The organism is Cellulomonas sp. NPDC055163 (genome assembly GCF_053607065.1).
In genome coordinates, this window is record NZ_JBSGSU010000003.1 from 232,347 (window position 1) to 257,131 (window position 24,785).

A 24,785-nucleotide genomic window follows, 5' to 3' on the forward strand; every position below is an offset into this window, starting at 1 on the left:
GGTGGCCCTGCGCGTCTCCGGTGCCGGCTGGGCGGCCGCGGTCGCCGCGGTCGTCGGCCTCGTGCTCGGACGGGTGCTCGGCTGGCTCGAGCTCGCGGCCGGGGGAGCCGCGCTCGCCGGGCTCGTCGTGGTCGCTCTGCTCATGACGGTGGGGCGCGAGCGGTTCGCGGTCGAGCTCGACCTCGCGGACCGGCGCGTGCGCGTCGGCGAGCGCGCGGTCGGGCGGCTCGCGGTGCGCAACGTCGCCCGCCGGCGCTCGCTCCCCGCCCGCATCGAGCTGCCCGTGGGTGCCGGCGCCGCGGACCTCGCGCTGCCGTCGCTCGGCCCGGGCGTCGAGCACGACGACATCTTCGCGATCCCCACGTCGCGGCGCGCGGTCGTCGTCGTCGGGCCCGTGCGCTCGGTGCGGGGCGACCCGCTGGGCCTGGCCCGGCGGCGGGTGCGCTGGACCGAGCCCGTCGAGCTCTACGTGCACCCCGAGCTCGTGTCGCTCGCGGGCGCGAGCGCGGGGCTCCTGCGCGACCTCGAGGGGCAGTCGACGCGCGACCTGTCCGACAGCGACCTGTCCTTCCACGCCCTGCGCGACTACGTCGCGGGCGACGACCGCCGCTACATCCACTGGCGCACGACCGCCCGCCGCGGCGCGCTCATGGTCAAGCAGTTCGAGGACACGCGGCGCACGCAGACCGCGCTCGCGCTCTCGACCGACCCCCGCGACTACGCCGACGACGACGAGTTCGAGCTCGCCGTCTCGACCGTCGCGTCGCTCGGCGTGCAGACGCTGCGCGAGGAGCGCGACCTCGCCGTGCTGGTCGGCGCGGGCCGCCTGCGCGTCGAGACCCCGCCGCTCCTGCTCGACGACTGCGCGGGCGTCCAGCTCGCGATCGGCGGCACCGGGATGTCCGCGCTCGGCCGGCGCGTCGCCCGCGACGCCCCAGAGGCGTCCGTCGCGGTGCTCGTGACCGGCTCGGTCCCCTCCGCGGGCGACCTGCGCGCCGGCGCGCGGCACGTGCCCGTCGGGACGCGCACCGTCGTGATGCGCTGCACGGCCGGCGAGGAGGTCCAGGTGCGGACGCAGGGCGCCCTGAGCCTCGCGACCCTGGGCACGCTCGACGACCTGCCGCGCGTCCTGCGCCGGGTGGTGAGCTGATGGCCGGTGCCGGGACCCCCCGGGACGCCGCACCGCGCGCCGGGTGGCCCGCGGTCGTCGACGTCGTGCTGCTCGTCGGCGCGCTCGCCGTCGCGCTCGTGCCGCTCGTCCCCGTCTACGGCGCGCGTGCGGCCGTCCCCGCCCTCGCCGGCGGGCTCCTGCTGGGCACCGCGACCGGCGTGCTCGGGGCGCTCCGGCGCTGGCCGGCGATCGTCGTGGTCGCGCTCGTCGTGCTCGCGTACTTCCTGGCGGGCGGCGCGCTCGCAGCCCCGAGCACGACCGTCGGGGGCGTCGTCCCGACCGTGCGCACGCTCACCGAGCTCGCGGTCGGTGCGACGGCGTCCTGGAAGCAGGTCCTCACGCTCCAGCCGCCGGTCGGGACCAGCGGCGCGCTGCTGGCCGTGCCGTTCCTGCTCGCGCTCGTCGGCTCCGTGACCGTGACCGCGACCGCGCTGCGGGCGCGCACCCCGGGCCGGGCGGCCCTCGCCGCGGTCGTCCCCGGTGTCGCACTCGTGTGCGCGGTGCTGCTGGGCACGCGTCAGGTGGTCGCGCCCGTCGCGACCGGCCTCGGGCTCGCCGCGGTGCTCGTCGGGTGGGCGGCGTGGCGCGCGGGCGGGGTCCGGCCGCGCCGGTTCGTCGCCCTCGGCGTCCTGGTCGCGGTCGTCGCGGGGTGCGGCGTCCTCGGCGGACCCCTCGTGACCGGGTCGACGCCGCGGTACGTGCTGCGCGACGAGCTCGTCCCGCCGTTCGACCCGCGGGCGTACCCGAGCCCGCTCTCCGGTTTCCGCAAGCTGGTCAAGGCCAAGGACGACCCGCTGTTCACCGTGAGCGGCCTGCCGGCCGGCGCGCGCGTCCGCCTCGCGACGATGGACGGGTTCGACGGCGTCGTGTGGAACGTCGCGGGCGACGGCTCGGCGCAGGGCTCGGGGGAGTTCCGGCGCGTCGGCGAGACCATCGAGACCACGACGCGCGGCGAGCCCGCCCAGGTCACCATCGAGCTCGAGGAGCTCGCGGGCGTGTGGCTGCCGACGGTGGGCCAGGCGACCGCGGTGCGCTTCGAGGACCCGGTCGTCGCGGGCGACCTGCGCTACAACGACGCGACCGGCGCCGCCGTGCTGACAGGCGGCGTCGAGCCGGGCCTGCGGTACACGCTCGACGTGGTCGTGCCCCCGGTGCCCGACGACGCGACGGTCGGCGAGGCGGCGCCCGGGCAGGTCGTCGTCCCCGACGTGACCGCTGTTCCGGACGTGATCGGCGCGACCGCGGCGGACGTCGCCCGCGACGCCGGCTCGCCCGTGCAGATCGCGCGGAGCCTCGAGAAGGCGCTCGCCGAGGGCGGCTTCTTCAGCCACGGCCTGACCGAGGCGGGCGACTCGCCGTCGCTGTCCGGTCACGGTGCCGACCGGCTGACGACGCTGCTCGGCTCGGAGCTCATGGTCGGCGACGGCGAGCAGTACGCATCGGCGATGGCTCTCATGGCGCGGCAGATGGGTCTGCCGTCGCGCGTCGTGCTGGGCTTCGTGCCCGGCGAGGAGGAGCGCGGCGCCGAGTCGATGACCGTCACGGGCGACGACGTCGAGGCCTGGGTCGAGGTGGCGTTCACGGGCCACGGCTGGGTGCCGTTCGACCCGACGCCGCCGCGCTCGCAGACGCCGCAGGAGGAGTCGACGACCAAGCCGTCCGACCCCGAGCCGCAGGTCGTGCAGCCGCCGCCCCCGCCGCCCGAGCCCGTGACCCCGCCCGAGGACGACACCGAGCAGCCGCAGGCCGAGGACCCGGACTCCGGCGACCGGGGCAGCGCGGTGTGGCTGCGCGTCGCCCGCGTGGCAGGCGTCGTGGCCGTCCCGCTGGTCGTGCTGCTCGGCCCGCTCGTCGTCGTCCTCGCGCTCAAGGCCCGGCGCCGGCGCCGGCGCCGGGACCACCCCGACGCCGTGGTGCGCGTCGCGGGCGGCTGGGACGAGGTGCTCGACGCCGCGCGCGACCTGCGCCACCCGCCGTCGCCGCTCGCGACGCGGCGCGAGACCGCCGACGAGCTCACCCGCGCGCTGTCGGGGGTCCCTGGTGCGGGGGCCGCGTGGTCCGCGCAGCGGGCGGGCTCGGTCGTGGGCCGGCTCGCGGCCGAGGCCGACGCCGCGGTCTTCGGCCCGGGCACGCCGACGCTCGCGGAGGCCGCCGCGTACTGGCGGCGCGTCGAGCAGGCGGTCACCGAGATGCACGGCGCGCTGCCGTGGGGCCGGCGTGTGCGCGCCCGGGTCTCGCTGGCGTCGCTGCGTCGCTCCCGGCGGGTGCCACGCGCAGGCGGACCGCCCGGACGGCCGCTGCGCCGCGCCCGGCGGCGCGCGACCCCGGACACCCCGACGACCCACGAGCAAGGACCCCGCTCATGAGCCACCCCGCACCGGCGACGCTCGGACGTCGCGCCGCCGCGTTCCTGCTGGACCTGGCCGCGGCCCTCGTGCTGGGCGGCGGCGTGGTCCTCGCCGTCGCGCTCCGGGCGGCGCGGGACGCCGGGTCGGGCGCTGCGGTGACGCCCACCTCGCCGGGCGTCCTGCTCGGCGCGTGGGCCCTGCTGCTCGCGCAGGCGCTCGTGCAGTGGTGGACCCACGGGACGCTCGGCTGGACGCTCGGGCGGCGCGTGCTGCACCTGCGCACGGTCGACGCCCGCACCGGGCGCCCGCTGGGGCTCGCCCGGGTGCTGCTGCGCAGCCTCGTCGTGGCCGCCGGCTCGGTCGTGCTCCTCGGGTCGTTCGTGGTGCTCGCGTCGCCCCTGCTCGACCGCACGGGCCGCCACCGCGGGTGGCACGACCGTGCCGCGGGCGGCGAGGTCGTCGACCTGCGCACGGCCGAGGGCCCGGTCGTCGCACGTCGCGACGCCGGACGGGGGTCGCGCTCGCGCACCGGCGGCCCGGCACGCCCGCACCTGGTGACACCCCGGTCGGCGCCCGACGAGGAGTGGTCGCTCGTCGCCGCGCCCGAGACCGTGGAGGCGGCCCGCCCTGCCGACCCGCAGGACTCGGGGAGCCGCCGGCTGGGTGCGCTGCTCGCCGAGCGCCGCGGCGCCGGACCGTCGCTGGTGCTCCCGCCGCTCGGCGAGCCCGGCGTCGCGCCCGACGTCGACACGCGCGCGATCCCGATGCTGCGGCCCGCGGTGTTCGCTCTCGACCCCGCGCTCGAGGAGACCCGGCGCTCGCCCCTGCGCGCCGACGAGCGCCCGGCACCGTCCGAGCCGCTCGACCCGCGGGCCGTCGCGCTCGAGCTGAGCGACGGGCGGACCGTGACGGTCGAGGGGACCGTGCTCGTCGGCCGCAACCCCGTGGGGACCGGTTCCGAGCAGCTCGTGCGGGTCGTCGACCCCGGCCGCTCGGTGTCGAAGACGCACCTGCAGCTCGGCGTCGACGACCTCGGCCTGTGGGTCGCCGACCGCGGCTCGACGAACGGGACCCTGGTCACGCTCGCCGACGGTCAGCAGATCGTGTGCGGCGTCGAGCAGCGGGTCCGCGTCCCGCTCGGGTCGACGGTGTCGTTCGGCGACTGCGGGCTGCGCGTCGTCCCCCCGCCGGTGGAACGCCGGCTGGCCTAGAGTCGGCCTCATGGCGCCCGTGCGGCCCGCTGCGAGGATGCAGCCCGTCGAGGTCCTCGAGGAGGACGTCGAGCGCACGGGCGCGCGGCGACGGCACCCGCGACCGCCCGCCGAGGTCCGGCTCCCGGAGCCGGTGCCCGGCACGGACGACGCCGCCGTGCCGCCCGTGCCCCCGGCGCCCGCCGTGCCTCCCGGGCCGCCTGCACCGGACGTGCGGCACCTCCTGCGTCGCTGGTGGCCCGTGCCCGTCGCGCTCGTCGTCGCGGTCGCCGCGGTGGGCACCGTCGGGACGCAGCGCGACCGTGAGCGCGCGGAACGCCTCGCCGCGGTACCGGGCGTGGTGCGCGCGCTCGACGGGCCGCCCGAGGTGCTGTGGACCGCGCCGGCGACGCCCGGCGACCAGCTCCTCGTCGCCCGCGGCCTGCTCGTCGTGGTGCAGCCCCGCACCGACGCCTGGCACGCCACGGCGCACGACGCCCGCACCGGCGAGGCGCGGTGGACCGTCGACGTGGCGCCGGCGGCCGAGGCGGCGATGGAGGCCGGACCGGTGCGCTGCCCGGACCCGGGTGTCGACGTCGGCGCCGTGGTGGTCTGCCTCGCGACCGAGCCGGAGCCGCTGTACGCCGACGACCCGGACGGCACCGTGGCCTCGGGGGACGTCGCGGCGTTCTCCGAGGTCGAGGTCGCGCTCCCCGAGACCCGGGTCGTCGCCCTGTCCGCGCGGGACGGGACCACGCTCGGGGCCTGGACGCTGCTCGGCGAGCTCGTGGCGGCGGGGCGCGCGGGGGACGACGTCGTCGTCGTGACGGTCGACGGCGACGAGCACGTCGTGGTCGCCCGGCGGGACGGCGCCACCGGGGAGGTCCGGTGGGGGTGGCGCAGTCCCGTGCCGATCCGCGGGACGAGCGTGCGCGCGCTCACGTCCGTCGCGGTCACGCACGGGTTCGTCGTGGTGGCCGGGTCCGCGACGCGCGTGCTCGACGTCGCCGACGGCACCGAGCTGGCGGCCGCCCCCGACTTCAGCTTCCTGCGCGTCGTGCCGCTGCGCGCGGGCTTCGGGACCTGGTCGCCTGCCCAGGGCGGCGCCGTGCACGACGCGTCCGGGCCCGTCACCGCGTCCGTGCCCGGTCTCCCGGTGCCGCTCACGGTCGACGACGGCTCGGAGCCGGGCCTCGTCGTGCTGGACGTGGGCAACGCGGTCGTGGCCCACGACGCCGCGACGGGCGAGCGGCGGTGGCGGGTGACGACGGCGCTCGACCCCGAGATCGTCGTCGACCACCGCCTCGTCGTCGCGGGCGCGAGCCGGTACGGCGTCGTGGACGCGCGCACCGGGGCGGAGGTGTGGGACGAGGAGCTCGGTGCACCGCTGCCCTGGCCGCCCCTGACGGACGGCGCCCTCGTGCTGGGCCCCGGGCTCGGCCCGGACGGGTCGACGCACCTCGTCGGGCGCGGGGTGCCCGACGGCGTGCGGTACTGGTCGGTCCCCGTCCCGCCGGAGACGCGTCACGTGCGCGCCGTCGCGGGCCACCTCGTGCTGACCACCCGGGACGAGCACCGTGCGCTGGGCTGAGCCCGGGGCGGCCCGGTGAGCCGGCCGTCGCGCGGCGGGCGCCGGCAGATGCACGCGGTCGAGCTCGTCGAGTCCGGCCCGGGCGCGCCTCGGGACACCGCGGGTGCACGGGCGCGGGAGGGCACCGCCGGCGTCGACCGTGGCGAGGGCACCGGCGCCGGGGACGGGCGGGCCGGCGGAGCCGACGCCCGCGACGCCGAGGCCCGCGCCGTCGGCGACCGCACAGGTGACTCCCGCACCCGTGGTCGGCGCACCGCCGAGGAACCGGCCGGGGCGACCGACCGGCCCCGCGGCGGCGCGCGTGCGGGGGCGGCGTTCGTGCGGCGCCACCGGGTGCGGCTCGTGGCCGCCGGGCTCGTCGTCGCCGCGGCGCTCGCCGTCGGGACCGTCCGGGACGCCCGGGCCGACCGAGCCCGCGCCGCGGCGCTCGCGATCGCGCCCGCGGTCCTCGACGCCGTCCGCCCCGCGGAGGGCGGCGGTCTCGAGCGGTGGAGGCGTCCGGCGCTCGACGGGCTCGTCGCCGGCGAGGGGCTCGTCGTCACCACCGGCGTGACCGGGGCGGGGAGCGGGGGTGTCGCCGCCTACGACGCGACGACCGGCGCGCCGCTCTGGGACACGGTCGTCGACGCGGTCGGTCCCCAGGGCGAGCTGACGTGCGCGCTGACGACCGGCGACCGGGTCGCGGCGCCGGGCGCGTCCGCGGGGACCGTCGCGTGCGTCGCCGTGCCCGCCGTCGGCAAGGAGGCCTGGGGCGGCCTCGGCCGGCGGGGCGAGGTACGGGTCGTGGTGCTCGACGCCGCGACGGGCGACCTCGTGCGCGACGACCCGGCGGACCGCAGCGACGTCGGGCTGACGGCCCTCGGGCCCGATCTGGTCCTCACGCGCACCGTCCCCGGTGGCGCCGTGCGGGTCACGCGCGAGGACGCCCGGACCGGCACCGACGCGTGGACGTCCGACGTGGACGCCCGCGCGCTCGACGCCCGCGGGCCGCAGCCGGCCGTGACGCGCGTCGAGCGCGGGCTGCTCGTGGTCGACGGGGGAGCGGTCCGCGTGCTCGACGGTGACGGCGACCCCGCCGACGCGTGGCCGGCGGGAGCCGCACGGCCCGACGTGCCGGTCGCGCCGACCGGGGACGACGGGTCGGTGCCGGGGCTCGCGCTCGTCTCGCGGCCGGCGCCCGACGGCACGGACGTGCGCGCGGTCGCCGGCCCGGGACGCTGGTCGGCCCGGACCGCCACCGACTCCGTGGTCCTCGTCGACGGCCGCGTCGTCACGTCCGACGCGACGGGCGCGCTGACCGCACGCGACGCCCGCTCGGGCGAGGTCCTCTGGTCGGCCGACGCGACCGAGTGGCTCCGGGCGCGCGCGTCGACGGCGCTGGGCCGCGTGCAGACCGACGGGGAGCACGTCCTCGTGCCGCTCCTGCTCGCCGACGGCACGCCCGTGCTCGTCGCGGTCGGCCCCGTCGACGGCCGCGCGGCGTGGACGGCGGCGCTCCCGCCCGACGTGCGCTCGGTCGAGCGGTCCGGCCGCCGCCTGCTCGCCCGCACCGCCACGGAGGTCGTCGCGCTCGGTCAGGACTAGCGTGCAGGGATGGCCCCGCACGCGGAGCGGCCGTCGATGCAGGACGTCGTCCTCGACGAGGACGACGTGCTGGCGCTCGCGCCCACGCCGGACCTGCGTGCGACGGGCGTCGCGCTCGTCGGCTGGAGCCGGGGGCACGTGGTGCGGGCCGGCGCCGCGACGATCGCGCTCGTGGCGCTCGCGCTCTCCGTGCTCGTCGGGCTGCCGCGCTGGTCGCTCGCGCACGAGCGGCGGGTCCTCACCGCGCCGGTCGAGCTCCCGGGCGCGATCCGACCGCTCGGGGGTCCGCCGGCCGTCGCGTGGACGACCCGGGGACCGTGGTCGCCCCGGACCGTGCTCGCGGGCGACACGGTCGTGGTCTACGCGGCCGACGTGGAGGACGGCACGGCCGAGGGCCTCGACCTCGTGACCGGGGCGGTCCGCTGGCGCACCACGCTGCCGGGCGGGCCGCTCGGCACGCTGCGCCGCTGCCTCGCGGTCGACCCGGGACCCGGCGAGGCGGCAGCGGTCGTCTGCCTGACCGAGCCCGAGCGCTCCGCGGTGCGCACCGAACCGGTCGCCGGGCCCGTCGTCGTGCTCGACGCGCTCGACGGCCGGGTCGTCGCCCGGCGCGACGCCCGCGGCACGGTCGCCGGTGCGGTCACCCTCGGGCGCGACCTCGTGCTGCCGCTCGCGGACGAGTCCGGGGTCGCGGTCGAGCGCAGCGACGCCCGGACCGGGACCCCGGTGTGGCGCGCGCAGGTGCTCGACCCGCCGGTCACGGTGCCGCCCCAGCGCGTCGCCCTGCGCCTGGGGGACGGCGCGCTGCTCGTCGCGACCGGGGGCACGTCGCTGGTGCTCGAGCAGGCGACGGGACGGGCGGTGCAGGTCGTGGACCGCGGCAACCGCCCGCGCGACCACGTGGGTCTCCTGCGGGACGGGTCCGTGCTCGTCGGCGCGTACGGCACCGCGGGCTCGGCGCTCATGATCCGCACGACCGTCTACGACCCTGGCGGCCGGGAGCGCTTCACCACGCGCGGCACGGTCAGCGAGCCGCGGGTCTCGGACCGGCCCGAGGAGCGGCTCTACGCGTGGAGCTCGCTGCCCGGGAGCCCCTTCGGCGGTCGCGTCCGGGCGGTCTCCCGGCTCACGGGCCTCGAGCTGTGGCAGTCGCCGGGCCCGTCCGCCGGGGTGCTGCTCGAGCTCGACGGCGTCGCGGTGCTGCACGGTGCGGGCTTCGAGGTGGGCGTGGACGCGCAGGACGGCGAGCAGCTGTGGCGTCGGCAGGTCACGCTCACGTCGTCGGAGCAGCCGTTCACCGACGGCGAGCACGTCGTCGTCGCGCGCGTCGAGCCCGGGCGCGGGACGGTGCTCGAGGCGCTGAGCGTCCGCGACGGGCGCACCGCCTGGGAGGTGCTGCTGCCGCCCGGCGTGACCCGCGTCGAGCAGATCGGGACGCACCTCGTCGGCATCGGCCCGCGGCTCGTGGTCGCGCTGCGGTGACACCGGCTGACCTGGCCCTGCGCCGCGGGGTAGAGTGACGGCATGCTCTCGCGTGCGCTCCTCCTCCTTCGTCGCCGCGGCGAGGCCTTCTAGGCCGGAACCTCGCCGCGGTGTTCGGTGTGCCGGCTGCTATCCCACCGACGACCCGAGCGAAGGACCCCCGATGAGCACCCTGAACGCCCCCCAGCAGCCCTCCGGGATGCCGGTGCACCGCTACCGCCCGTTCCACGAGCAGATCCGTGTCGACCTCCCGGACCGCACGTGGCCGGACCGCCGCATCGAGAAGGCCCCGCGCTGGTGCGCGGTCGACCTGCGTGACGGCAACCAGGCCCTGATCGAGCCGATGAACCCGCAGCGCAAGCTGCAGATGTTCGAGCTGCTCGTGCACATGGGCTTCAAGGAGATCGAGGTCGGCTTCCCGTCGGCGTCGCAGACCGACTTCGACTTCGTGCGGATGCTGATCGAGGAGGACCGCATCCCCGACGACGTCGTGATCCAGGTGCTGACGCAGGCGCGCGAGCACCTGATCGAGCGCACGTACGAGGCGATCGCGGGCGCCAAGCAGGCGATCGTGCACCTGTACAACTCGACGTCCGTGCTGCAGCGCGAGGTCGTGTTCCGCTCCGACGAGGACGGCATCGTCGACATCGCCGTCTCGGGCGCGCGGCTGTGCAAGAAGTACGAGGAGCTCGTGCCCGACACCGAGGTGTTCTACGAGTACAGCCCCGAGTCGTACACCGGGACCGAGCTCGAGTTCGCGGTACGGATCTGCAACGCGGTGCTCGACGTGTTCGAGCCGACGCCCGAGCGCAAGGTGATCATCAACCTGCCCGCGACCGTCGAGATGGCGACCCCGAACGTCTACGCCGACTCGATCGAGTGGATGGGTCGGCACCTGCGCCACCGCGAGAACGTGGTGCTGTCCCTGCACCCGCACAACGACCGGGGTACCGGTGTCGCGGCCGCCGAGCTCGGCTACCTGGCCGGCGCCGACCGCATCGAGGGCTGCCTGTTCGGCAACGGCGAGCGCACCGGCAACGTCTGCCTGGTCACGCTCGGCCTGAACCTGTTCAGCCAGGGGATCGACCCCGAGATCGACCTGTCGGACATCGACCACGTGCGCCGCACCGTCGAGCACTGCAACCAGCTGCCCGTCGCCGAGCGGCACCCGTACGGCGGCGACCTGGTGTTCACCGCGTTCTCCGGCTCGCACCAGGACGCGATCAAGAAGGGCCTGGACGCGATGGCGGTCACCGCCGAGCGCGAGGGCCGCGGGGTCGACGACCTCGTGTGGGCGGTGCCCTACCTGCCGATCGACCCGAAGGACGTGGGCCGCTCGTACGACGCGATCATCCGCGTCAACTCCCAGTCCGGGAAGGGCGGCATCTCCTACCTGATGAAGTCCGAGCGCGACCTGGACCTGCCGCGCCGGCTGCAGATCGAGTTCTCGCACGTCGTGCAGGCGTACACCGACGAGCACGGCTCCGAGGTCACGGCCGACGAGCTGTGGCGCATCTTCAACGACGAGTACCTGCCGGTCGAGCCCGGCGCGGAGCTCGCGCCGTGGGGCCGGTTCGCGCTGCGCGGGATCCGGACGGTCGGTGGGGGCGACGGGCCCGACACGCTGTCGGTCGACGTCGCGGACCGGGGCCAGGTGCGCACGCTCGAGGGCTCGGGCAACGGCCCGATCGCGGCGTTCGTCGCGGCGCTGCGCTCGGTCGGGGTCGACGTGTCCGTGCGGGACTACGCGGAGCACGCGCTGAGCAGCGGCGGCGACGCGACCGCGGCCGCGTACGTCGAGTGCGCGGTCGACGGGGAGACGCTGTGGGGCGTCGGGATCGACCCGTCCATCACGACGGCGTCGCTCAAGGCCATCGTCTCGGCCGTCAACCGACGGCAGCGCTGAGCACCGGGGAGCTCCTCGTGCCGGTGTCCCCGCACGGGTGCGGGGGCACCGGCACGCCCGGTCGCGGCCTGACCGGCGCGGGTCCGGTGCCGGTCGCGTGGCGGGCGCGTGCCGATCGCGTGACCGCGGCCCGTCGCGTGCCCCCGGCGTGGGTGGCGCGGGGGAGGATGGGCACGTGAGCCTCTACCGCGACGAGGGCATCGTCCTGCGCACCCACAAGCTGGGCGAGGCCGACCGCATCGTCACGCTGCTGACCCGCCAGCACGGCAAGGTGCGCGCGGTCGGCAAGGGCGTGCGGCGCACGACGTCGCGCTTCGGGTCGCGCCTCGAGCCGTTCATGCACGTCGACCTGCAGCTGAGCACGGGCCGCAACCTCGACATCGTCACGCAGGTCGAGACCCTCGGCGCCTACGGCCGTCCGGTGTGCGAGGACTACGCGCTCTACACCGCCGGCACGGTCATGCTCGAGACCGCCGAGCGGCTCGTCGAGGCCGAGCACGAGCCGGCGCTGCAGCAGTACTGGCTGCTCGTCGGTGCGGTCCGCTCGCTCGCGTCGCGCGAGCACGCCCCCGGGCTGGTGCTCGACTCCTACCTGCTGCGCGCGCTCGCGATCGCCGGCTGGGCGCCGAGCTTCACCGACTGCGCGCGCTGCGGCGCGCCGGGGCCTCACACGTCGTTCGCCGTCGCGCAGGGCGGGGCGGTGTGCCGCGCGTGCCGCCCGCCCGGTGCGACGTCGCCCGCGCCCGAGACGTTCGAGCTGCTCGCGTCGCTCCTCGCGGGGGACTGGGCGACCGTCGAGGCCAGCGCCGAACGCCACCGGCGCGAGGGCAACGGCGTCGTCGCCGCGTACTGCCAGTTCCACCTCGAGCGCACGCTGCGCTCGCTGCCCATGGTCGAGAGGATCTGATGCCCGTCCCGCCGCCGCCGCACCCGAGCGGTGCCCGCCCGCCCGCGATCCCGCTCGAGTTCGTGCCGAAGCACGTGGCCGTCGTCATGGACGGCAACGGCCGGTGGGCCAACGCCCGAGGTCTGCCCCGGACCGCCGGGCACGCCGCGGGGGAGGCCTCGCTGCTCGACGTCGTGGCGGGGGCCATCGAGATCGGCGTCACGCACGTCTCGGCGTACGCGTTCTCGACCGAGAACTGGTCGCGCTCGCCCGAGGAGGTGCGCTTCCTCATGGGCTTCAACCGCGACGTCCTCCGCCGGCGCCGCGACCTGATGAACTCGTGGGGCGTGCGCGTCCGGTGGGCCGGCCGCCGGCCGCGGCTGTGGCGCTCGGTCATCAAGGAGCTCGAGATCGCCGAGGAGCTCACGCGGGGCAACGACACCGTGACCCTGACGATGTGCGTCAACTACGGCGGCCGGGCGGAGGTCGCCGACGCCGCGAAGGCGATCGCGCACGAGGTCGCCGCCGGGCGGATCAAGCCCGACAAGGTCGACGAGAAGCTGATCGCGCGGTACCTCGACGAGCCCGACCTGCCCGACGTCGACCTGTTCCTGCGCTCGAGCGGTGAGCAGCGCACGTCGAACTTCATGATCTGGCAGGCCGCGTACGCCGAGCTCGTGTTCCTCGACGAGCCGTGGCCCGACGTGGACCGCCGGCACCTGTGGCGCGCCGTCGAGACGTACGCGCAGCGCGACCGCCGCTACGGCGGGGCGGTCGACCGTCCGACGACGAGCACCGCGGGCGGGTCCGGCGCCTGACGCGTCCGGGGCGGGCGCACGCACCGGACCGCTCCGCCGTGTGGGTGCCCGGCCCTAGCGTGCGGGGCATGACGCTCACACCCGCGATGGTCACGTTCGACACGCTCGACGCCCGGGCGCTGAGCGCCTGGTGGGCGGAGCAGACGGGCGGCGAGGTGAAGGACATCGCCGACGGCTGGTTCGTCATGGTCACGCCCGGGCCGATGGGCGGTCCCGTGCTGGGCTTCCAGAAGGTCGAGGACCCGACGCCGGGGAAGAACCGCGTGCACATCGACTTCGGCGCGTCGGCCGGACGGGAGGCGGAGGCGGAACGGCTGCTCGCCGCCGGCGCGACGCTCGTCGGCCGCCACGAGCACGACGGCTACGCATGGGTCGTCCTGGCCGACCCCGACGGCAACCAGTTCTGCGTGGGCGACGGCGCCTGACGGCACCGGCCCGCCCGCGTCGCCGGGGCGCGGAAGCACACGGGCGCCGGAACGTGCCGCCGGGGGCCCGGGCGGACCGGGGGTTCGGGCGGGCCGAGCAGGTGGACGCCCGGACCGGAGCGGCGGAGCGTGGCGGCGGGCCCGGTCGAGGCAAGCCTCAGTGCAGGTCGTCGGCGGGCTCCGCCACCGCGGCGTCGGGCTGCCGCCGCCGCGCGCGCCGGTGCCGCACGACGACGACGGCGGTGGTGAGCGCGGCAGCCGCGCCCACGAGCAGCCACGGCGAGCGTGCGGCGAGCGCGACCGCTCCCCACAGCGCCCCGAGCCCGACGGTCGCCCACACGAACGCCCACGCGATGCACCCCGGGACCGAGGCGAGCACGAACCGCGGGTAGCTCATCCGCGCGAGCCCGGCGGCGGCGAAGACGGCGGTCTGCGCGCCGACCGTGAGGTACGCGAGGCTCACCGCGAACGGACCGGCGCGGCGCAGCGCCTCGGCCGCGCGGCGACCCGACGGGCTCGTGCCCCAGGTCAGGAGCCGCTCGTGGGCCGACGCGAGTCGGGAGGGTCGGTCCGACGCGCGCCGGGCGCCCAGCCCGCTCGCGCCGTGCGCGACGCCGCGCGCGAGCCAGTACGTGCCGTGCGACCGCGCGGCCACGATGACGACGAGCAGCACGACGACGAGCCAGAAGGGCTTGCCGCCGAGCCCGTAGGCCTCCGCGACGTCGGTCTGCTCGAGCACCACCCGAGTCTATCGGCGAGGTGAGGTGAGCCTTACCGACGGTGTGTCAGCACGACTCCGGGGCGCGCGCCGTCCCGCCGTCGGGGCCGGCGAGCTCGAGGTCGTCGAGTACGTCCGGGTGCGGGTCGTGCACCGGGGTGCTGCGGCGCAGCAGCGGCCGCGTGACCGCAGCGGCCGCGTACACCAGGACGGCGAGCACGACGATCGTCGCGCCGGGCGGGTAGTCCTGCCAGTACGTGAAGGACAGCCCGACGACGCTCACGGCGACTCCCGTCGCCGACGCGACGGCCATCGTGCGCCCGAACGACCGGGCGAAGAGCTGAGCGATGGCGACGGGGACGATCATCAGCGCGCTCACGAGCAGCAGGCCGACGACGCGCATCGCGACGGTCACGGTCAGCGCGGCGATCGTCGCGACGAGGATGTTGAGCACGCGCACCGGCAGCCCGCTCGCGCGCGCGAACTCCTCGTCGTGGCTCACCGAGAACAGTGCGGCACGCAGCCCGAGGCCGATCACGAGCACCACGACCGCGAGGCCCACGGTCCACCCGAGGTCGGCGTTCGAGACGGTCGAGATCGACCCGAACAGGTAGCTGATGAGGTTGGCGTTGGTGCCGCCCGCGACCTTGATCAGCAGCACGCCGCCGGCGATGCCGCCGTAGAACATGAGCGCGAGCGCGAGGTCGCCGCTCGTGCGGCCGCGCTCGCGCACGAGCTCGATCGCGACGGCCCCGACGACGGCGGTGACGACGGCGCCGGGCAGCGCGAGGGAGTCCTGCGGCACGACCGACGCCGCGTTGCCGACGAGCCAGCCGAGCGCGACGCCGGTCAGGGCGACGTGCCCGATCCCGTCGCCCATGAGCGCGAGCCGGCGCTGCACGAGGAACGTGCCGACCACCGGCGCGGAGGCGCCGACGACGACCGCCGCGAGCAGCGCCCGGAGCATGAGCGGGGACTGCACCATCGCGACGAGCTGGTCCCACGCGCTCACGGGGTCACCTCCACGGAGAGCGAGGGACCGGTGCCGGGCGGCTCCGGGTCCGGGTGGGCGTGCAGGTGCTCGTGGTGCGCGCCGGCGTGCTCGTCGCGGGGCCGGGGCGGCGCGCCGTCGTGCACCACGCGCCCGTGCCGCAGGACCACCGCGCGCCCGATGAGCGGGGCGAACGCGCCGAGCTCGTGCAGGATCACCACGACGGTCGCGCCGCCGCCGCGCAGGCGCTCGACCGTGTCGACGAACGTCTGCTGCGTCGGCACGTCGATCCCGGACGTCGGCTCGTCGAGCACCAGCAGGTCGGGGTCGCGCACGAGCGCGCGGGCGATCAGGACGCGCTGCTGCTGCCCGCCCGAGAGCTCGTGCACCGGGCGACGTGCCCGGTCCGCGAGACCGACCTCGCCGAGCGCGGCGAGCGCCCGGGCGTGGGAGCCGCGCGGGGGTCGCAGGCGGCGGCCGTGCAGCATCCCGGACAGGACGACCTCGACGGCGCTCGCGGGGACCCCGGCGCCCGCGGGCAGCCGCTGCGGGACGTAGCCGACACGGTCGTGCGCACCACGGGACCCGGGCGGCCCGCCGAAGAGCCGCACCTCGCCGGCGCTCACGGGCACGATGCCGAGGAGCGCGCGCACGAGCGTGGACTTCCCGGAGCCGTTGGCGCCGAGCAGCGCGACGACCTCCCCGGTGTGCACGGTCAGGTCGACGCCGCGCAGGATGGGGTGGCCGCCGAGGGTCACGTCGACGCCGCGGGCGTCGATCACGGGGGAGCTCACGAGCAGGACAATGCCACCTTCAGCGCGTCGAGGTTGGCCTCGGCGATGCTGAAGTAGTCCTGCGCGTCGTCGGCGAGGCCCTCGAGCGGGTCGAGCACGGCGGTCGTCACGCCGGCGTCGGCGGCGAGCGTCTCCGCGACCTTCGGGCTGACGAGGGTCTCGAAGAACACGGTGGTGACGCCCTCGCTGCGGATGACCTCGCCGATCTCGGCGAGGCGGGCCGGTGACGGCTCGCCCTCGGGGTCGATGCCCGCGACCGCGACCTGCTCGAGGTCGTAGCGGTCCGCGAGGTAGCCGAACGCGGCGTGCGACGTGACGAGCACGCGGCTGGCGCACGTCGCGAGGCCCGTCTCGTAGGCCGCGTCCAGTGCGGTGAAGCGTGCGCCGAGCGCGGCGGCGTTCGCGGCGTACTCGTCGGCGCCCTCGGGGTCGAGCTCGCTGAGCTCGTCGGCGACCGCGTCGACGAGGGCGGGCATGCGGCTCGGGTCGAGCCAGAAGTGCGGGTCGTGGTCGCCGTGCTCGGCGTGCTCCTCCGTGGTCTCGCCCTCGTGCGCCGCGTCCGCGTGCGCCGCGTCGTCGTGCGCCGTGCCGTCCTGCGACCCGGCGGCGAGGAGGTCGACGACGTCCGCGGCGTCGAGCGCGCGCTCGGGTGGGCTCGACGCGACGGCGTCGTCGACCGCGGCCTGGAAGTCCCCGAGGTACACGACGAGGTCCGCGGCGCCGAGCCGGGCCACCTGCGCGGGGGAGAGCTCGAGGTCGTGCGGCTCGGCGCCCGGCGGCGTCAGGGAGTCGACGCTCACCCGGTCGCCGCCCACGCCCGCCGCGACGACCTGCAGGGGGTAGAACGAGGCGAGCACGGACAGGCGCCCGTCGTCGGCCGGCGTGCTCGCGCACCCGCTGAGGGCGAGCGACGCCGCCGCGGCCAGGACGACGCCGGCGCGGGCGCTGCGGACCCGACGTCGGTGCTCCGGGCGCGCCAGGATCCGGGGGAGATTCATGAGGACGATTCTCACGAGGATGAAAACCGTTGTCAAAACGCCTCACCCGGGCGCGGCAGCCCCGTGCACCGCGGTGCCACCCCGGTAGCCTGTGCTGTCATCCCCCGCGCCACCCAGTCGCGGGCCCTCGTCCCCTGGAGTGATCGCAGTGGCTGCACCGTCCCGCCTCGACAACGTCGTCTCCCTCGCCAAGCGCCGGGGCTTCGTGTTCCCGAGCGGTGAGATCTACGGAGGCACGCGCTCGGCCTGGGACTACGGCCCGCTCGGGGTCGAGCTCAAGGAGAACATCAAGAAGCAGTGGTGGCGGACCATGGTCACCGCGCGCGAGGACATCGTCGGGCTCGACTCGTCCGTCATCCTGCCGCGCCAGGTCTGGGTCGCCTCGGGCCACGTCGGCGTCTTCACCGACCCGCTCACCGAGTGCCTCAGCTGCCACAAGCGGTTCCGCGAGGACCACATGCTCGAGGAGTTCGAGGAGAAGAAGGGCCGCGCGCCCGAGAACGGCCTCGCCGACATCGCCTGCCCCAACTGCGGCACGCGCGGGCAGTGGACCGAGCCCCGCGACTTCAACATGATGCTCAAGACGTACGTCGGCCCGATCGAGGACGAGTCGGGGCTGCACTACCTGCGCCCCGAGACCGCGCAGGGCATCTTCGTGAACTTCGCGAACGTCGTGACCACGAGCCGCAAGAAGCCGCCGTTCGGCATCGGCCAGATCGGCAAGTCGTTCCGTAACGAGATCACGCCGGGCAACTTCATCTTCCGCACGCGCGAGTTCGAGCAGATGGAGATGGAGTTCTTCGTCGAGCCCGGGACCGACGAGACGTGGCACCAGTACTGGATCGACACGCGCACCGACTGGTACACCGACCTGGGCATCAGCCGCGACAACCTCCGCCACTTCGAGCACCCGAAGGAGAAGCTGTCGCACTACTCGAAGCGCACCGTCGACATCGAGTACCGCTTCGGCTTCCAGGGCTCCGAGTGGGGCGAGCTCGAGGGCATCGCGAACCGCACCGACTTCGACCTGACGACGCACAGCGAGCACTCGGGCCAGGACCTGTCGTACTTCGACCAGGCGAAGAACGAGCGCTTCGTGCCGTACGTCATCGAGCCGGCCGCCGGCCTCACCCGCTCGCTGATGGCGTTCCTCGTCGAGGCCTACGTCGAGGACGAGGCGCCCAACACGAAGGGCGGCGTCGACAAGCGGACGGTCCTGCGGCTCGACCCGCGCCTCGCACCCGTCAAGGCCGCGGTGCTCCCGCTCAGCCGCAACGAGCAGCTCTCGCCCAAGGCGCGCGACCTCGCGGCCGAGCTGCGCCGGTCGTGGAACGTCGAGTTCGACGACGCGGGCGCGATCGGGCGCCGCTACCGCCGCCAGGACGAGATCGGCACGCCGTTCTGCATCACGGTCGACTTCGACACGCTCGACGACCAGGCCGTCACGATCCGCCATCGCGACGACATGTCGCAGCAGCGGGTCGCGCTCGACCAGGTCACGGCGTACCTCGCGACCCGGCTCGTCGGCGCCTGAGCGCGCCCCACGCCGCCGTGGGCGGGCCCGTGATCGGGCACGTCCACGGGGGCGGACCCGAGCCGCGCGCGAGCCGGCGGGTGCGGCTCGTGCTCGCCGCGCTCGTCGTGCCGGCCCTGCTCGCGACGGTGCTCGGTGCGTGGTGGCTGTGGCCCGACCGGGACGCGCTCCCGGTGCTGGCGACCACCGCCCCGGGCACGTCCTTCGAGCGCGTCCTCGTGACGTCGGTCGACCCCGCGGCGGACGCGCCCCCGGAGACCCAGGTGGTCGGCGAGCTCGCCGACGGCAGCAGCACCGGTGTGCTCGTCCCGCCCGAGTACGTCCCCGAGGTCGAGCCCGGTGACGTCCTGACGGTGCTCCGGCTCCCGGAGGCGGCGGGCGAGGGCAGCCCGTACGTGTTCGTGGACTTCGTGCGCGACGCCCCGGTCGGGCTGCTCGCGGGCGTCTTCGCGGTGCTCGTGCTCGTCGTCGCGCGGTGGCGGGGGCTCGCGGCGCTGGCCGGCCTCGTCGTGTCGTTCGCGGGGATCGCGTGGTTCACGCTGCCCGCGCTGCTCGAGGGGCGGCCCGCGGTGCCGGTCGCGCTCGTCACCGCGTCGGCGCTCATGTTCGTGCTGCTCTACCTGGCGCACGGCGTCACGGCCCGCACCACGACGGCGCTGCTCGGGACGTTCGGCGGCCTCGCGGCGACGGCCCTGCTCGCGGGCTGGGCGAGCGGCGCGGCGCACCTCACCGGGCTCGTCGACGAGAACGCGCTCGACCTGCGCCAGTACGCCCCGGACGTGAGCCTGAGCGGGGTCCTGCTGTGCGGCATCGTCGTCGCAGGGCTCGGGGTGCTCAACGACGTGACGATCACGCAGGCGTCGGCGGTCTGGGAGCTGCGGGCGAGCGCCCCGCACGCGAGCCGGCGTGAGCTGTACGCCCGCGGGATGCGCATCGGGCGCGACCACATCGCCTCGACGGTCTACACGGTGGCCTTCGCCTACGTCGGCGCCGCGCTGCCGCTCGTGCTGCTCGTGAGCCTCTCGGACCGCGCGCTGCTCGGCGCGCTCACGAGCGGGGAGATCGCCGAGGAGGTCGTCCGGACGCTCGTCGGCTCCGTGGGCCTGGTCCTGGCGATCCCGATGACGACGGCGGTCGCGGCGCTCGTCGTCGGGGGCCCGCTGCGCGCGGGTCGCGACGGGCTGGACGACGGCGGGCCGGAGGACGACGGGCGGGACGCGGACGGGCCGGAGGACGACGGGCGGGACGCGGACGGGCCGGACGGCGACGCGCCGGGCACCGACGAGCCGGACGCCGACGAGCCGGACGCCGACGAGCCGGACGCCGACGAGCCGGACGCCGACGAGCCGGAAGCACGTGGGCCGGAGGGCGGCGCCCCTGCGGTGCGGACGCTCGGCGCCCTCAGTGCGCGTGGACGTGCGGGTGGCCCCGGTGACCCTCGAGGGCGTGACGCGGCGGCGGGGACGCTGTGACGACCAGCACGGCGAGCGCCGTCGTGAGCGGGATCGCGAGCACGAGCGCGATCGACCCGACGAGCGTGCGCACGATCTCCTCCGCGAACGCCCCGCTCGTGAGCGTCTGCCCGAGCGGCAGCCCGTAGATCTCGAGCAGCAGCAGCACCGGGAGGGCCGCGCCGGTGTACGCGAAGGCGATCGTGTAGACGGTCGAGGCGATGTGGTCGCGGCCGATGCGCATCGCGTGGCTGAACAGCTCGCCGCGGTCCGCGTCGGGCGACGTCGCGCGCAGCTCCCACACGGCCGACGCCTGGGTGATCGTCACGTCGTTGAGCACGCCGAGGCCGGCGAGCACGACGCCGCACAGGAACAGCCCGCGCAGCGCGGTCGCACCCTGGTCGCCCAGCAGCCCCGCGAGCCGGTAGGAGTCCTCGGACGTCACCCCCGAGAGGTGCGCCGCACGCGCCGCGAGCACGCCGAGCGCCGCCGTCAGCCCGAGCCCGGCCAGCGTGCCGAGGAGCGCGGTCGAGGTGCGCTCGGAGAACCCGTGCGCGAGGTACAGGACCGCGATCATGATGACGGTCGAGCCGCACAGGCCGACGAGCAGCGGGTTCTCGCCCGCGACGAGTCCGGGCAGGATGTACGTGCCGATGACGGCGAACGCGAGGACCAGTCCGATCAGCGCGCGCAGTCCGCGCATCCCCGCCACGAGCACGGTGACGACCGCGAACACGAGCGTCAGCGTCCCGAGCGGCACCGTCCGCTCGAAGTCGTGCCACGCCCACAGCTCGCCGTCCGTCGCGGTGGCCGGGTAGCGCTGGACCACGAGACCCGCGCCCTCGCGGACGTCGTCGGGCTGGAGGGTCGCCGTCGCCCAGAGCGTGATGTCGCGGCCCTTCTCGGAGCCGCTCGTCACGGTCGCGAAGACCCGCAGGCACTCGACCTGCGCGGGCACGGAGCCGTCGGCGAGCCGGTCCTCGCTGGTGCCCTCGCACGACTCGACCGACGTGCCCGTCACGCGGGCCGTCGGGTACTGCACCTCGACGTCGACGAGCTCGCCGTTGGTCGGCTGCGGTTCGCCTGGCCACGTGAGCACCATGCCGAGCAGCGCCGCCAGCCCGAGCGGGACGAGCACGGCGACGAGCAGCACCCGGGTGCGGCTCGCCGCGGTGCGCCGGGCCGGGAGGTGGTCCGCGGGTCGGTCCGGCGCGCCCGGCGCGGCGGAGGCCCCCTGCGCGGGCGCCGTGGCGAGGTCAGGGGAGTCGGGCACGGTGCGATTGTGCAGCACCGCGCCCGACGACGCCCTCGGCCGCCCCGGGACGCGCGGGCCCGGAGTGCGGGGTGACGTCAGCGGGCCGGGTCCACGAACGTGGTCGGCGCCGACGCGAGCGGGGACCGGCCGCTCGCCGGGTCCGGGAGGCCGGCGTCCGGCCCGACGACGACGACGTACGCGCGCCTGCCGTCCCCCGACATCGGGTCGAACGTCGGCACGTCGATCGTCGTCCCGCGGGTGCCGTCCGCGCGCTCGACGGGGGCGGCGAGCTCGATCCGGGCGAGGGCGTCCGGAGCCACCGAGCCCGGGACCGTCCCGGTCAGGACCCAGGCGTCGCCCTGCGCCGCGTACGCGGTCACGGTGCTGACGGCATCGACCGGCGCGTCCTGGCGCGAGCCGCCGAGCGCGGTGCGCCAGGCGCCGGCGCGCAGGGGGCCGGCGCCGTCGACGCCGATCGACGCCGGGACGCTCGCCGAGGCCGGGGGCAGCGCGCCCGGGTCGGCCACGACCGAGAGCCGGCCCGGTCCCGCCGCGCCGGGCACGTCGAGGCCGAGGTCCAGCGCCGGGAGCGCGCCCCCTGTGCGCTCGTCCCGCTCCGGGTCGACCCCCAGCCGCGACGTCGCGGCGATCCCCGCCGCGACCTCGACGGTCGCAGCGTCGACGTCCTCCACGAGCCCCTGGACGGTGTCCAGCACGCACGACGGGTCCTCGCCGCGGCACGCCCCGCCGAGCACGTCGGCCCCGTCGGCGCCGGAGACGACGGGCACGAGCCGCAGGGCGTCGATGCGCAGCCACGACAGCGACGCGGCGGAGTCGGCCGCGATCCGCACGGCGTAGAAGCGGCCGGTGCCGTCGCCCGGCGCGTCGAACGTCGGGACCTCGACCCGGTCGACCGCGGTGCCGCCGCCGACGGGCACGAACCCGGGCAGGTCCTCGCCGACGAGCTCGACCACCGGGTCGTCGACCCACCGCGGCACGGTCCCGAGGACCAGCATCTCCCGGCCGTCGGTGCTGGCGACCGTCCGGTACGTCGTGCCCGTGGTGGCGTCCTCGTCGGTCCACGGGTCGAGCCGCACGGTGTGCACGCTCGCGCCGGTCGCGTTCGCCGCGGGGTCGAGCGGCAGGTCGACGTACAGCCTCCCGCCGTCCTCGCTGAGCGTGATCGCGTCGCCCACGGGGACGTCCGGGAAGCCGAGACCGAGGTCGACGGCGTCGACCTCGCCGCGCACGCGGGCCGGGAAGGACGCGGCCGTCACCCCCTTGGCGACGGTCACGACGCGCACGTCGCCCGCGACCGCGGGGGTGTCGTCGGCCGTGTGCTCGAGGCCTGCGACGTACGTGCCGCCGAGCGCGAGGGCGACCACGGTGAACGCGCTCACGGCGGCACCACGGACGCGGCGTGCGGCGGTGCGGCGGTGCGCCGCGCGGATCACGTCGTCCGCGGCGAGCTGCATGGGCGGTGCGCCGGCGGTCGCGTAGCGGTGCAGGCGGGCCACGACCTCGTCCTCACGGGGGTCGAGGAGCCGGGTCGGGGGCGGGGTGCGGGTCATCGGGGGCTCCTCGCACGGGCGATGGGGGCGGAGGGGTCGGCCGCGAGCACGCCGCGCAGCGAGGCCAGCGCGCGGGACGCCGTGGACTTCACGGTGCCGACGCTCACACCGAGGTCGGCGGCCACCTCGGCCTCGGGCATCCCGACGAGGTGGCGCAGGACGACGATGCGGCGCTGGCGGGGGGACAGGGTCGCCAGGGCGCGTGCGAGCAGGTCGCGGTCGGCTGCGGCGACCTGGTGGTCGCGGCCCGCCGCCGGGACGGAGCCGGTGCGCGACGCGGAGGCGTCGGGCAGGTCCTCGGGCGCGGTGAGCACCTCGCGGCGCCGTCGCCGCCACGAGTCGATCCGCAGGTTCGCGAGCACACGGCGGGTGTAGGCGAGCGGGTCGCCGGTGCGGACGCGGGACCACGCGGCGTACGTCCGCACGAGCGCCTGCTGGGTGAGCTCCTCGGCGCGGTGGGCGTCGCCGCACAGCAGCCACGCGGTGCGCAGCAGGTCGTCGCCGTGCTCGGACATGAACGCGGCGAACTCGGCGTCGCGGCTCGCGGCGTCGACCTCGCGGGTCTGAGCGCGCTGCGCGGCACCCCGGCGTGCGACGCGCTCGACGAGGACGACCTCCTCGGGGGGAAGGCCCGGGGGGTCACCGGGGAAGGCGAGGGTGCCGCTCGTCATGGTGGTCACACCGTAGAAGACGCACGACCCGCCCCGAAGGTTGAGTCCGGACGTCACCCGGGTGGCGTGAGGGACAATCGAGGGGTGACGCCAGCGACCGTGACCCCCACCGTGCCCGCCCCGCCGCCGGGTGGCGCCCCGGCCGACACCGCGCCCGGAACCGGAACGCGCGTGCTGCCGCCGCTGCGCATCGGGCCGCTCACGATCGACACGCCCGTCGTGCTCGCGCCGATGGCGGGCGTGACGAACGCGGCCTTCCGGCGGCTCTGCCGCGAGTCGGGCGCCGGGCTCTACGTCGCCGAGATGGTCACGTCACGGGCGCTCGTCGAGCGGGGCGAGGAGTCGATGCGGATCATCTCGCACGAGCCCGACGAGAAGCCGCGCTCCGTCCAGGTCTACGGCGTCGACCCCGCGACCGTCGGGGCGGCGGTGCGCCTCATCGCGTCCGAGGACCGCGCGGACCACGTGGACCTGAACTTCGGCTGCCCGGTGCCGAAGGTCACGCGGCGCGGCGGGGGAGCGGTGCTGCCCTGGAAGCGGGACCTCTTCCGCTCCATCATCAGCGCCGCGGTCGACGCCGCGAGCCCGTACGGCGTGCCCGTGACCGTCAAGATGCGCAAGGGGATCGACGACGACCACCTGACGTACCTCGAGGCGGGCCTCGTCGCGCAGGAGGTCGGCGTCGCGGCGGTCGCGCTGCACGCCCGGACGGCGGCGGACTACTACTCGGGCACGGCCGACTGGGAGTCGATCGCGCGGCTCAAGGAGGCGGTGACGGACATCCCGGTGCTCGGCAACGGCGACATCTGGTCGGCCGAGGACGCGCTCGCGATGGTCGCGCAGACGGGGTGCGACGGCGTGGTCGTCGGGCGGGGCTGCCAGGGGCGGCCGTGGCTGTTCGCGGACCTCGCGGCGGCGTTCGCCGGGTCGGACGAGCGCCGGCGTCCGGGGCTCGGGGAGGTCGCCGCCGTGGTGCGCCGGCACGCGGAGCTCATGATCGAGCACTTCGGGGACGAGTCGAAGGCGCTGCGCGAGATGCGCAAGCACATGGCGTGGTACCTCAAGGGGTACGTGGTGGGCGGCGAGCTCCGCGCGAAGCTGGGGCTGGTGTCGACCCTCGCGGAGCTCGACGAGCGGCTCGGGGCACTGGACCTCGACCAGCCGTACCCCGGTGAGGCGGCCGAGGGCCAGCGGGGGCGCGCCGGTTCCCCCAAGCGCCCGACGCTGCCCGAGGGCTGGCTCTCCTCGCGCGAGCTGAGCGACGACTTCCGGCGTGCGCTGCACGAGGCCGAGCTGAGCGTCTCGGGCGGCTGAGCGCGGGCCGGTCCCGCGGCTGACCGCCCGTCGGGCCGGACCCTGGTCGTCCCGGGTGGCTCCGTCGGCTCGCGGCTCGCGTCGGCC

At 76.3% G+C, this 24,785-nt stretch carries 20 protein-coding genes; 13 read left to right on the forward strand and 7 right to left on the reverse strand.

Annotation, left to right across the window (positions count from 1 at the left end; translation table 11 throughout):
• Nucleotide 1 precedes the first annotated feature (1 nt).
• The 10 genes from ACWFNE_RS07295 (at nucleotide 2) to ACWFNE_RS07340 (ending at nucleotide 13,401) form a co-directional block, all read left to right on the forward strand.
• A complete protein-coding gene (locus ACWFNE_RS07295; protein WP_452121761.1) occupies nucleotides 2-1,150 on the forward strand; it encodes a DUF58 domain-containing protein in 1,149 nt (382 codons plus the stop codon).
• Nucleotides 1,150-3,537 (forward strand): transglutaminase family protein, encoded by a 2,388-nt coding sequence (locus ACWFNE_RS07300; RefSeq protein WP_452121762.1) that lies wholly within the window; start codon nucleotides 1,150-1,152, stop codon nucleotides 3,535-3,537. The genes ACWFNE_RS07295 and ACWFNE_RS07300 overlap by 1 nt, the downstream gene beginning before the upstream one ends.
• The gene (locus ACWFNE_RS07305) at nucleotides 3,534-4,730 is read left to right on the forward strand and encodes an RDD family protein (protein ID WP_452121763.1); all 1,197 of its coding nucleotides are present in this window, start codon (nucleotides 3,534-3,536) and stop codon (nucleotides 4,728-4,730) included. Before ACWFNE_RS07300 ends, ACWFNE_RS07305 begins: the two co-directional genes overlap by 4 nt.
• 10 nt (nucleotides 4,731-4,740) lie before the next feature.
• On the forward strand, nucleotides 4,741-6,300 hold the full coding sequence (locus ACWFNE_RS07310; protein ID WP_452121764.1) for an outer membrane protein assembly factor BamB family protein: 1,560 nt from the start codon (nucleotides 4,741-4,743) through the stop codon (nucleotides 6,298-6,300).
• Nucleotides 6,301-6,315: 15 nt separating this feature from the next.
• Nucleotides 6,316-7,884 (forward strand): hypothetical protein, encoded by a 1,569-nt coding sequence (locus ACWFNE_RS07315; protein ID WP_452121765.1) that lies wholly within the window; start codon nucleotides 6,316-6,318, stop codon nucleotides 7,882-7,884.
• 9 nt (nucleotides 7,885-7,893) lie between these two features.
• A complete protein-coding gene (locus tag ACWFNE_RS07320; protein ID WP_452121766.1) occupies nucleotides 7,894-9,366 on the forward strand; it encodes an outer membrane protein assembly factor BamB family protein in 1,473 nt (490 codons plus the stop codon).
• A 163-nt stretch (nucleotides 9,367-9,529) separates the two neighbouring features.
• Nucleotides 9,530-11,272, forward strand: coding sequence for a 2-isopropylmalate synthase (leuA, locus tag ACWFNE_RS07325; RefSeq protein WP_452121767.1), 1,743 nt, complete (start codon nucleotides 9,530-9,532; stop codon nucleotides 11,270-11,272).
• 175 nt (nucleotides 11,273-11,447) lie between these two features.
• The gene (gene recO, locus ACWFNE_RS07330) at nucleotides 11,448-12,179 is read left to right on the forward strand and encodes a DNA repair protein RecO (RefSeq protein WP_452121768.1); all 732 of its coding nucleotides are present in this window, start codon (nucleotides 11,448-11,450) and stop codon (nucleotides 12,177-12,179) included.
• Nucleotides 12,179-12,976 carry an isoprenyl transferase gene (locus ACWFNE_RS07335; RefSeq protein ID WP_452121769.1) on the forward strand — a complete coding sequence of 266 codons (798 nt, stop codon included), beginning with the start codon at nucleotides 12,179-12,181 and terminating at the stop codon, nucleotides 12,974-12,976. Before recO ends, ACWFNE_RS07335 begins: the two co-directional genes overlap by 1 nt.
• A 68-nt stretch (nucleotides 12,977-13,044) precedes the next feature.
• Nucleotides 13,045-13,401, forward strand: a complete 357-nt coding sequence (locus tag ACWFNE_RS07340; protein ID WP_452121770.1) for a VOC family protein — start codon at nucleotides 13,045-13,047, stop codon at nucleotides 13,399-13,401.
• Between the two features lie 157 nt (nucleotides 13,402-13,558).
• Here ACWFNE_RS07340 and ACWFNE_RS07345 read toward each other — a convergent pair whose 3' ends face one another.
• Genes ACWFNE_RS07345 through ACWFNE_RS07360 form a run of 4 tightly spaced genes read right to left on the reverse strand, consistent with a single transcriptional unit; the run spans nucleotide 13,559 to nucleotide 16,902 of the window.
• Nucleotides 13,559-14,140, reverse strand: a complete 582-nt coding sequence (locus ACWFNE_RS07345; RefSeq protein WP_452121771.1) for a DedA family protein — start codon at nucleotides 14,138-14,140, stop codon at nucleotides 13,559-13,561.
• 46 nt (nucleotides 14,141-14,186) lie between these two features.
• On the reverse strand, nucleotides 14,187-15,131 hold the full coding sequence (locus ACWFNE_RS07350; protein WP_452121772.1) for a metal ABC transporter permease: 945 nt from the start codon (nucleotides 15,129-15,131) through the stop codon (nucleotides 14,187-14,189).
• Complete coding sequence (locus ACWFNE_RS07355; RefSeq protein ID WP_452121773.1) at nucleotides 15,128-15,904, reverse strand: metal ABC transporter ATP-binding protein; 777 nt, start codon at nucleotides 15,902-15,904, stop codon at nucleotides 15,128-15,130. Before ACWFNE_RS07355 ends, ACWFNE_RS07350 begins: the two co-directional genes overlap by 4 nt.
• Nucleotides 15,901-16,902, reverse strand: coding sequence for a metal ABC transporter substrate-binding protein (locus ACWFNE_RS07360; protein ID WP_452121774.1), 1,002 nt, complete (start codon nucleotides 16,900-16,902; stop codon nucleotides 15,901-15,903). The genes ACWFNE_RS07355 and ACWFNE_RS07360 overlap by 4 nt, the downstream gene beginning before the upstream one ends.
• Before the next feature lie 148 nt (nucleotides 16,903-17,050).
• Here ACWFNE_RS07360 and ACWFNE_RS07365 point away from each other — a divergent pair, with 148 nt between their 5' ends.
• Together ACWFNE_RS07365 and ACWFNE_RS07370 are read left to right on the forward strand one after the other, a co-directional pair.
• Nucleotides 17,051-18,436, forward strand: coding sequence for a glycine--tRNA ligase (locus ACWFNE_RS07365; protein WP_452121775.1), 1,386 nt, complete (start codon nucleotides 17,051-17,053; stop codon nucleotides 18,434-18,436).
• A gap of 29 nt (nucleotides 18,437-18,465) precedes the next feature.
• On the forward strand, nucleotides 18,466-19,908 hold the full coding sequence (locus ACWFNE_RS07370) for a YibE/F family protein (protein WP_452121776.1): 1,443 nt from the start codon (nucleotides 18,466-18,468) through the stop codon (nucleotides 19,906-19,908).
• On the opposite strand, the gene ACWFNE_RS07375 is transcribed toward ACWFNE_RS07370, so the two are convergent.
• From ACWFNE_RS07375 to ACWFNE_RS07385, 3 genes are all read right to left on the reverse strand, one after another.
• On the reverse strand, nucleotides 19,838-21,160 hold the full coding sequence (locus ACWFNE_RS07375; RefSeq protein ID WP_452121777.1) for a YibE/F family protein: 1,323 nt from the start codon (nucleotides 21,158-21,160) through the stop codon (nucleotides 19,838-19,840). The two genes, ACWFNE_RS07370 and ACWFNE_RS07375, sit on opposite strands and share 71 nt — an antisense overlap.
• A 77-nt stretch (nucleotides 21,161-21,237) precedes the next feature.
• A complete protein-coding gene (locus ACWFNE_RS07380) occupies nucleotides 21,238-22,713 on the reverse strand; it encodes a hypothetical protein (RefSeq protein WP_452121778.1) in 1,476 nt (491 codons plus the stop codon).
• Nucleotides 22,710-23,384: a SigE family RNA polymerase sigma factor gene (locus ACWFNE_RS07385; RefSeq protein WP_452121779.1), complete on the reverse strand. Its 675-nt coding sequence runs from the start codon at nucleotides 23,382-23,384 to the stop codon at nucleotides 22,710-22,712. Before ACWFNE_RS07385 ends, ACWFNE_RS07380 begins: the two co-directional genes overlap by 4 nt.
• Nucleotides 23,385-23,468: 84 nt before the next feature.
• On the opposite strand from ACWFNE_RS07385, the gene dusB reads away from it, so the two are divergent.
• Nucleotides 23,469-24,698, forward strand: coding sequence for a tRNA dihydrouridine synthase DusB (dusB, locus tag ACWFNE_RS07390; protein WP_452121780.1), 1,230 nt, complete (start codon nucleotides 23,469-23,471; stop codon nucleotides 24,696-24,698).
• The last annotated feature ends 87 nt before the right edge of the window (nucleotides 24,699-24,785 follow it).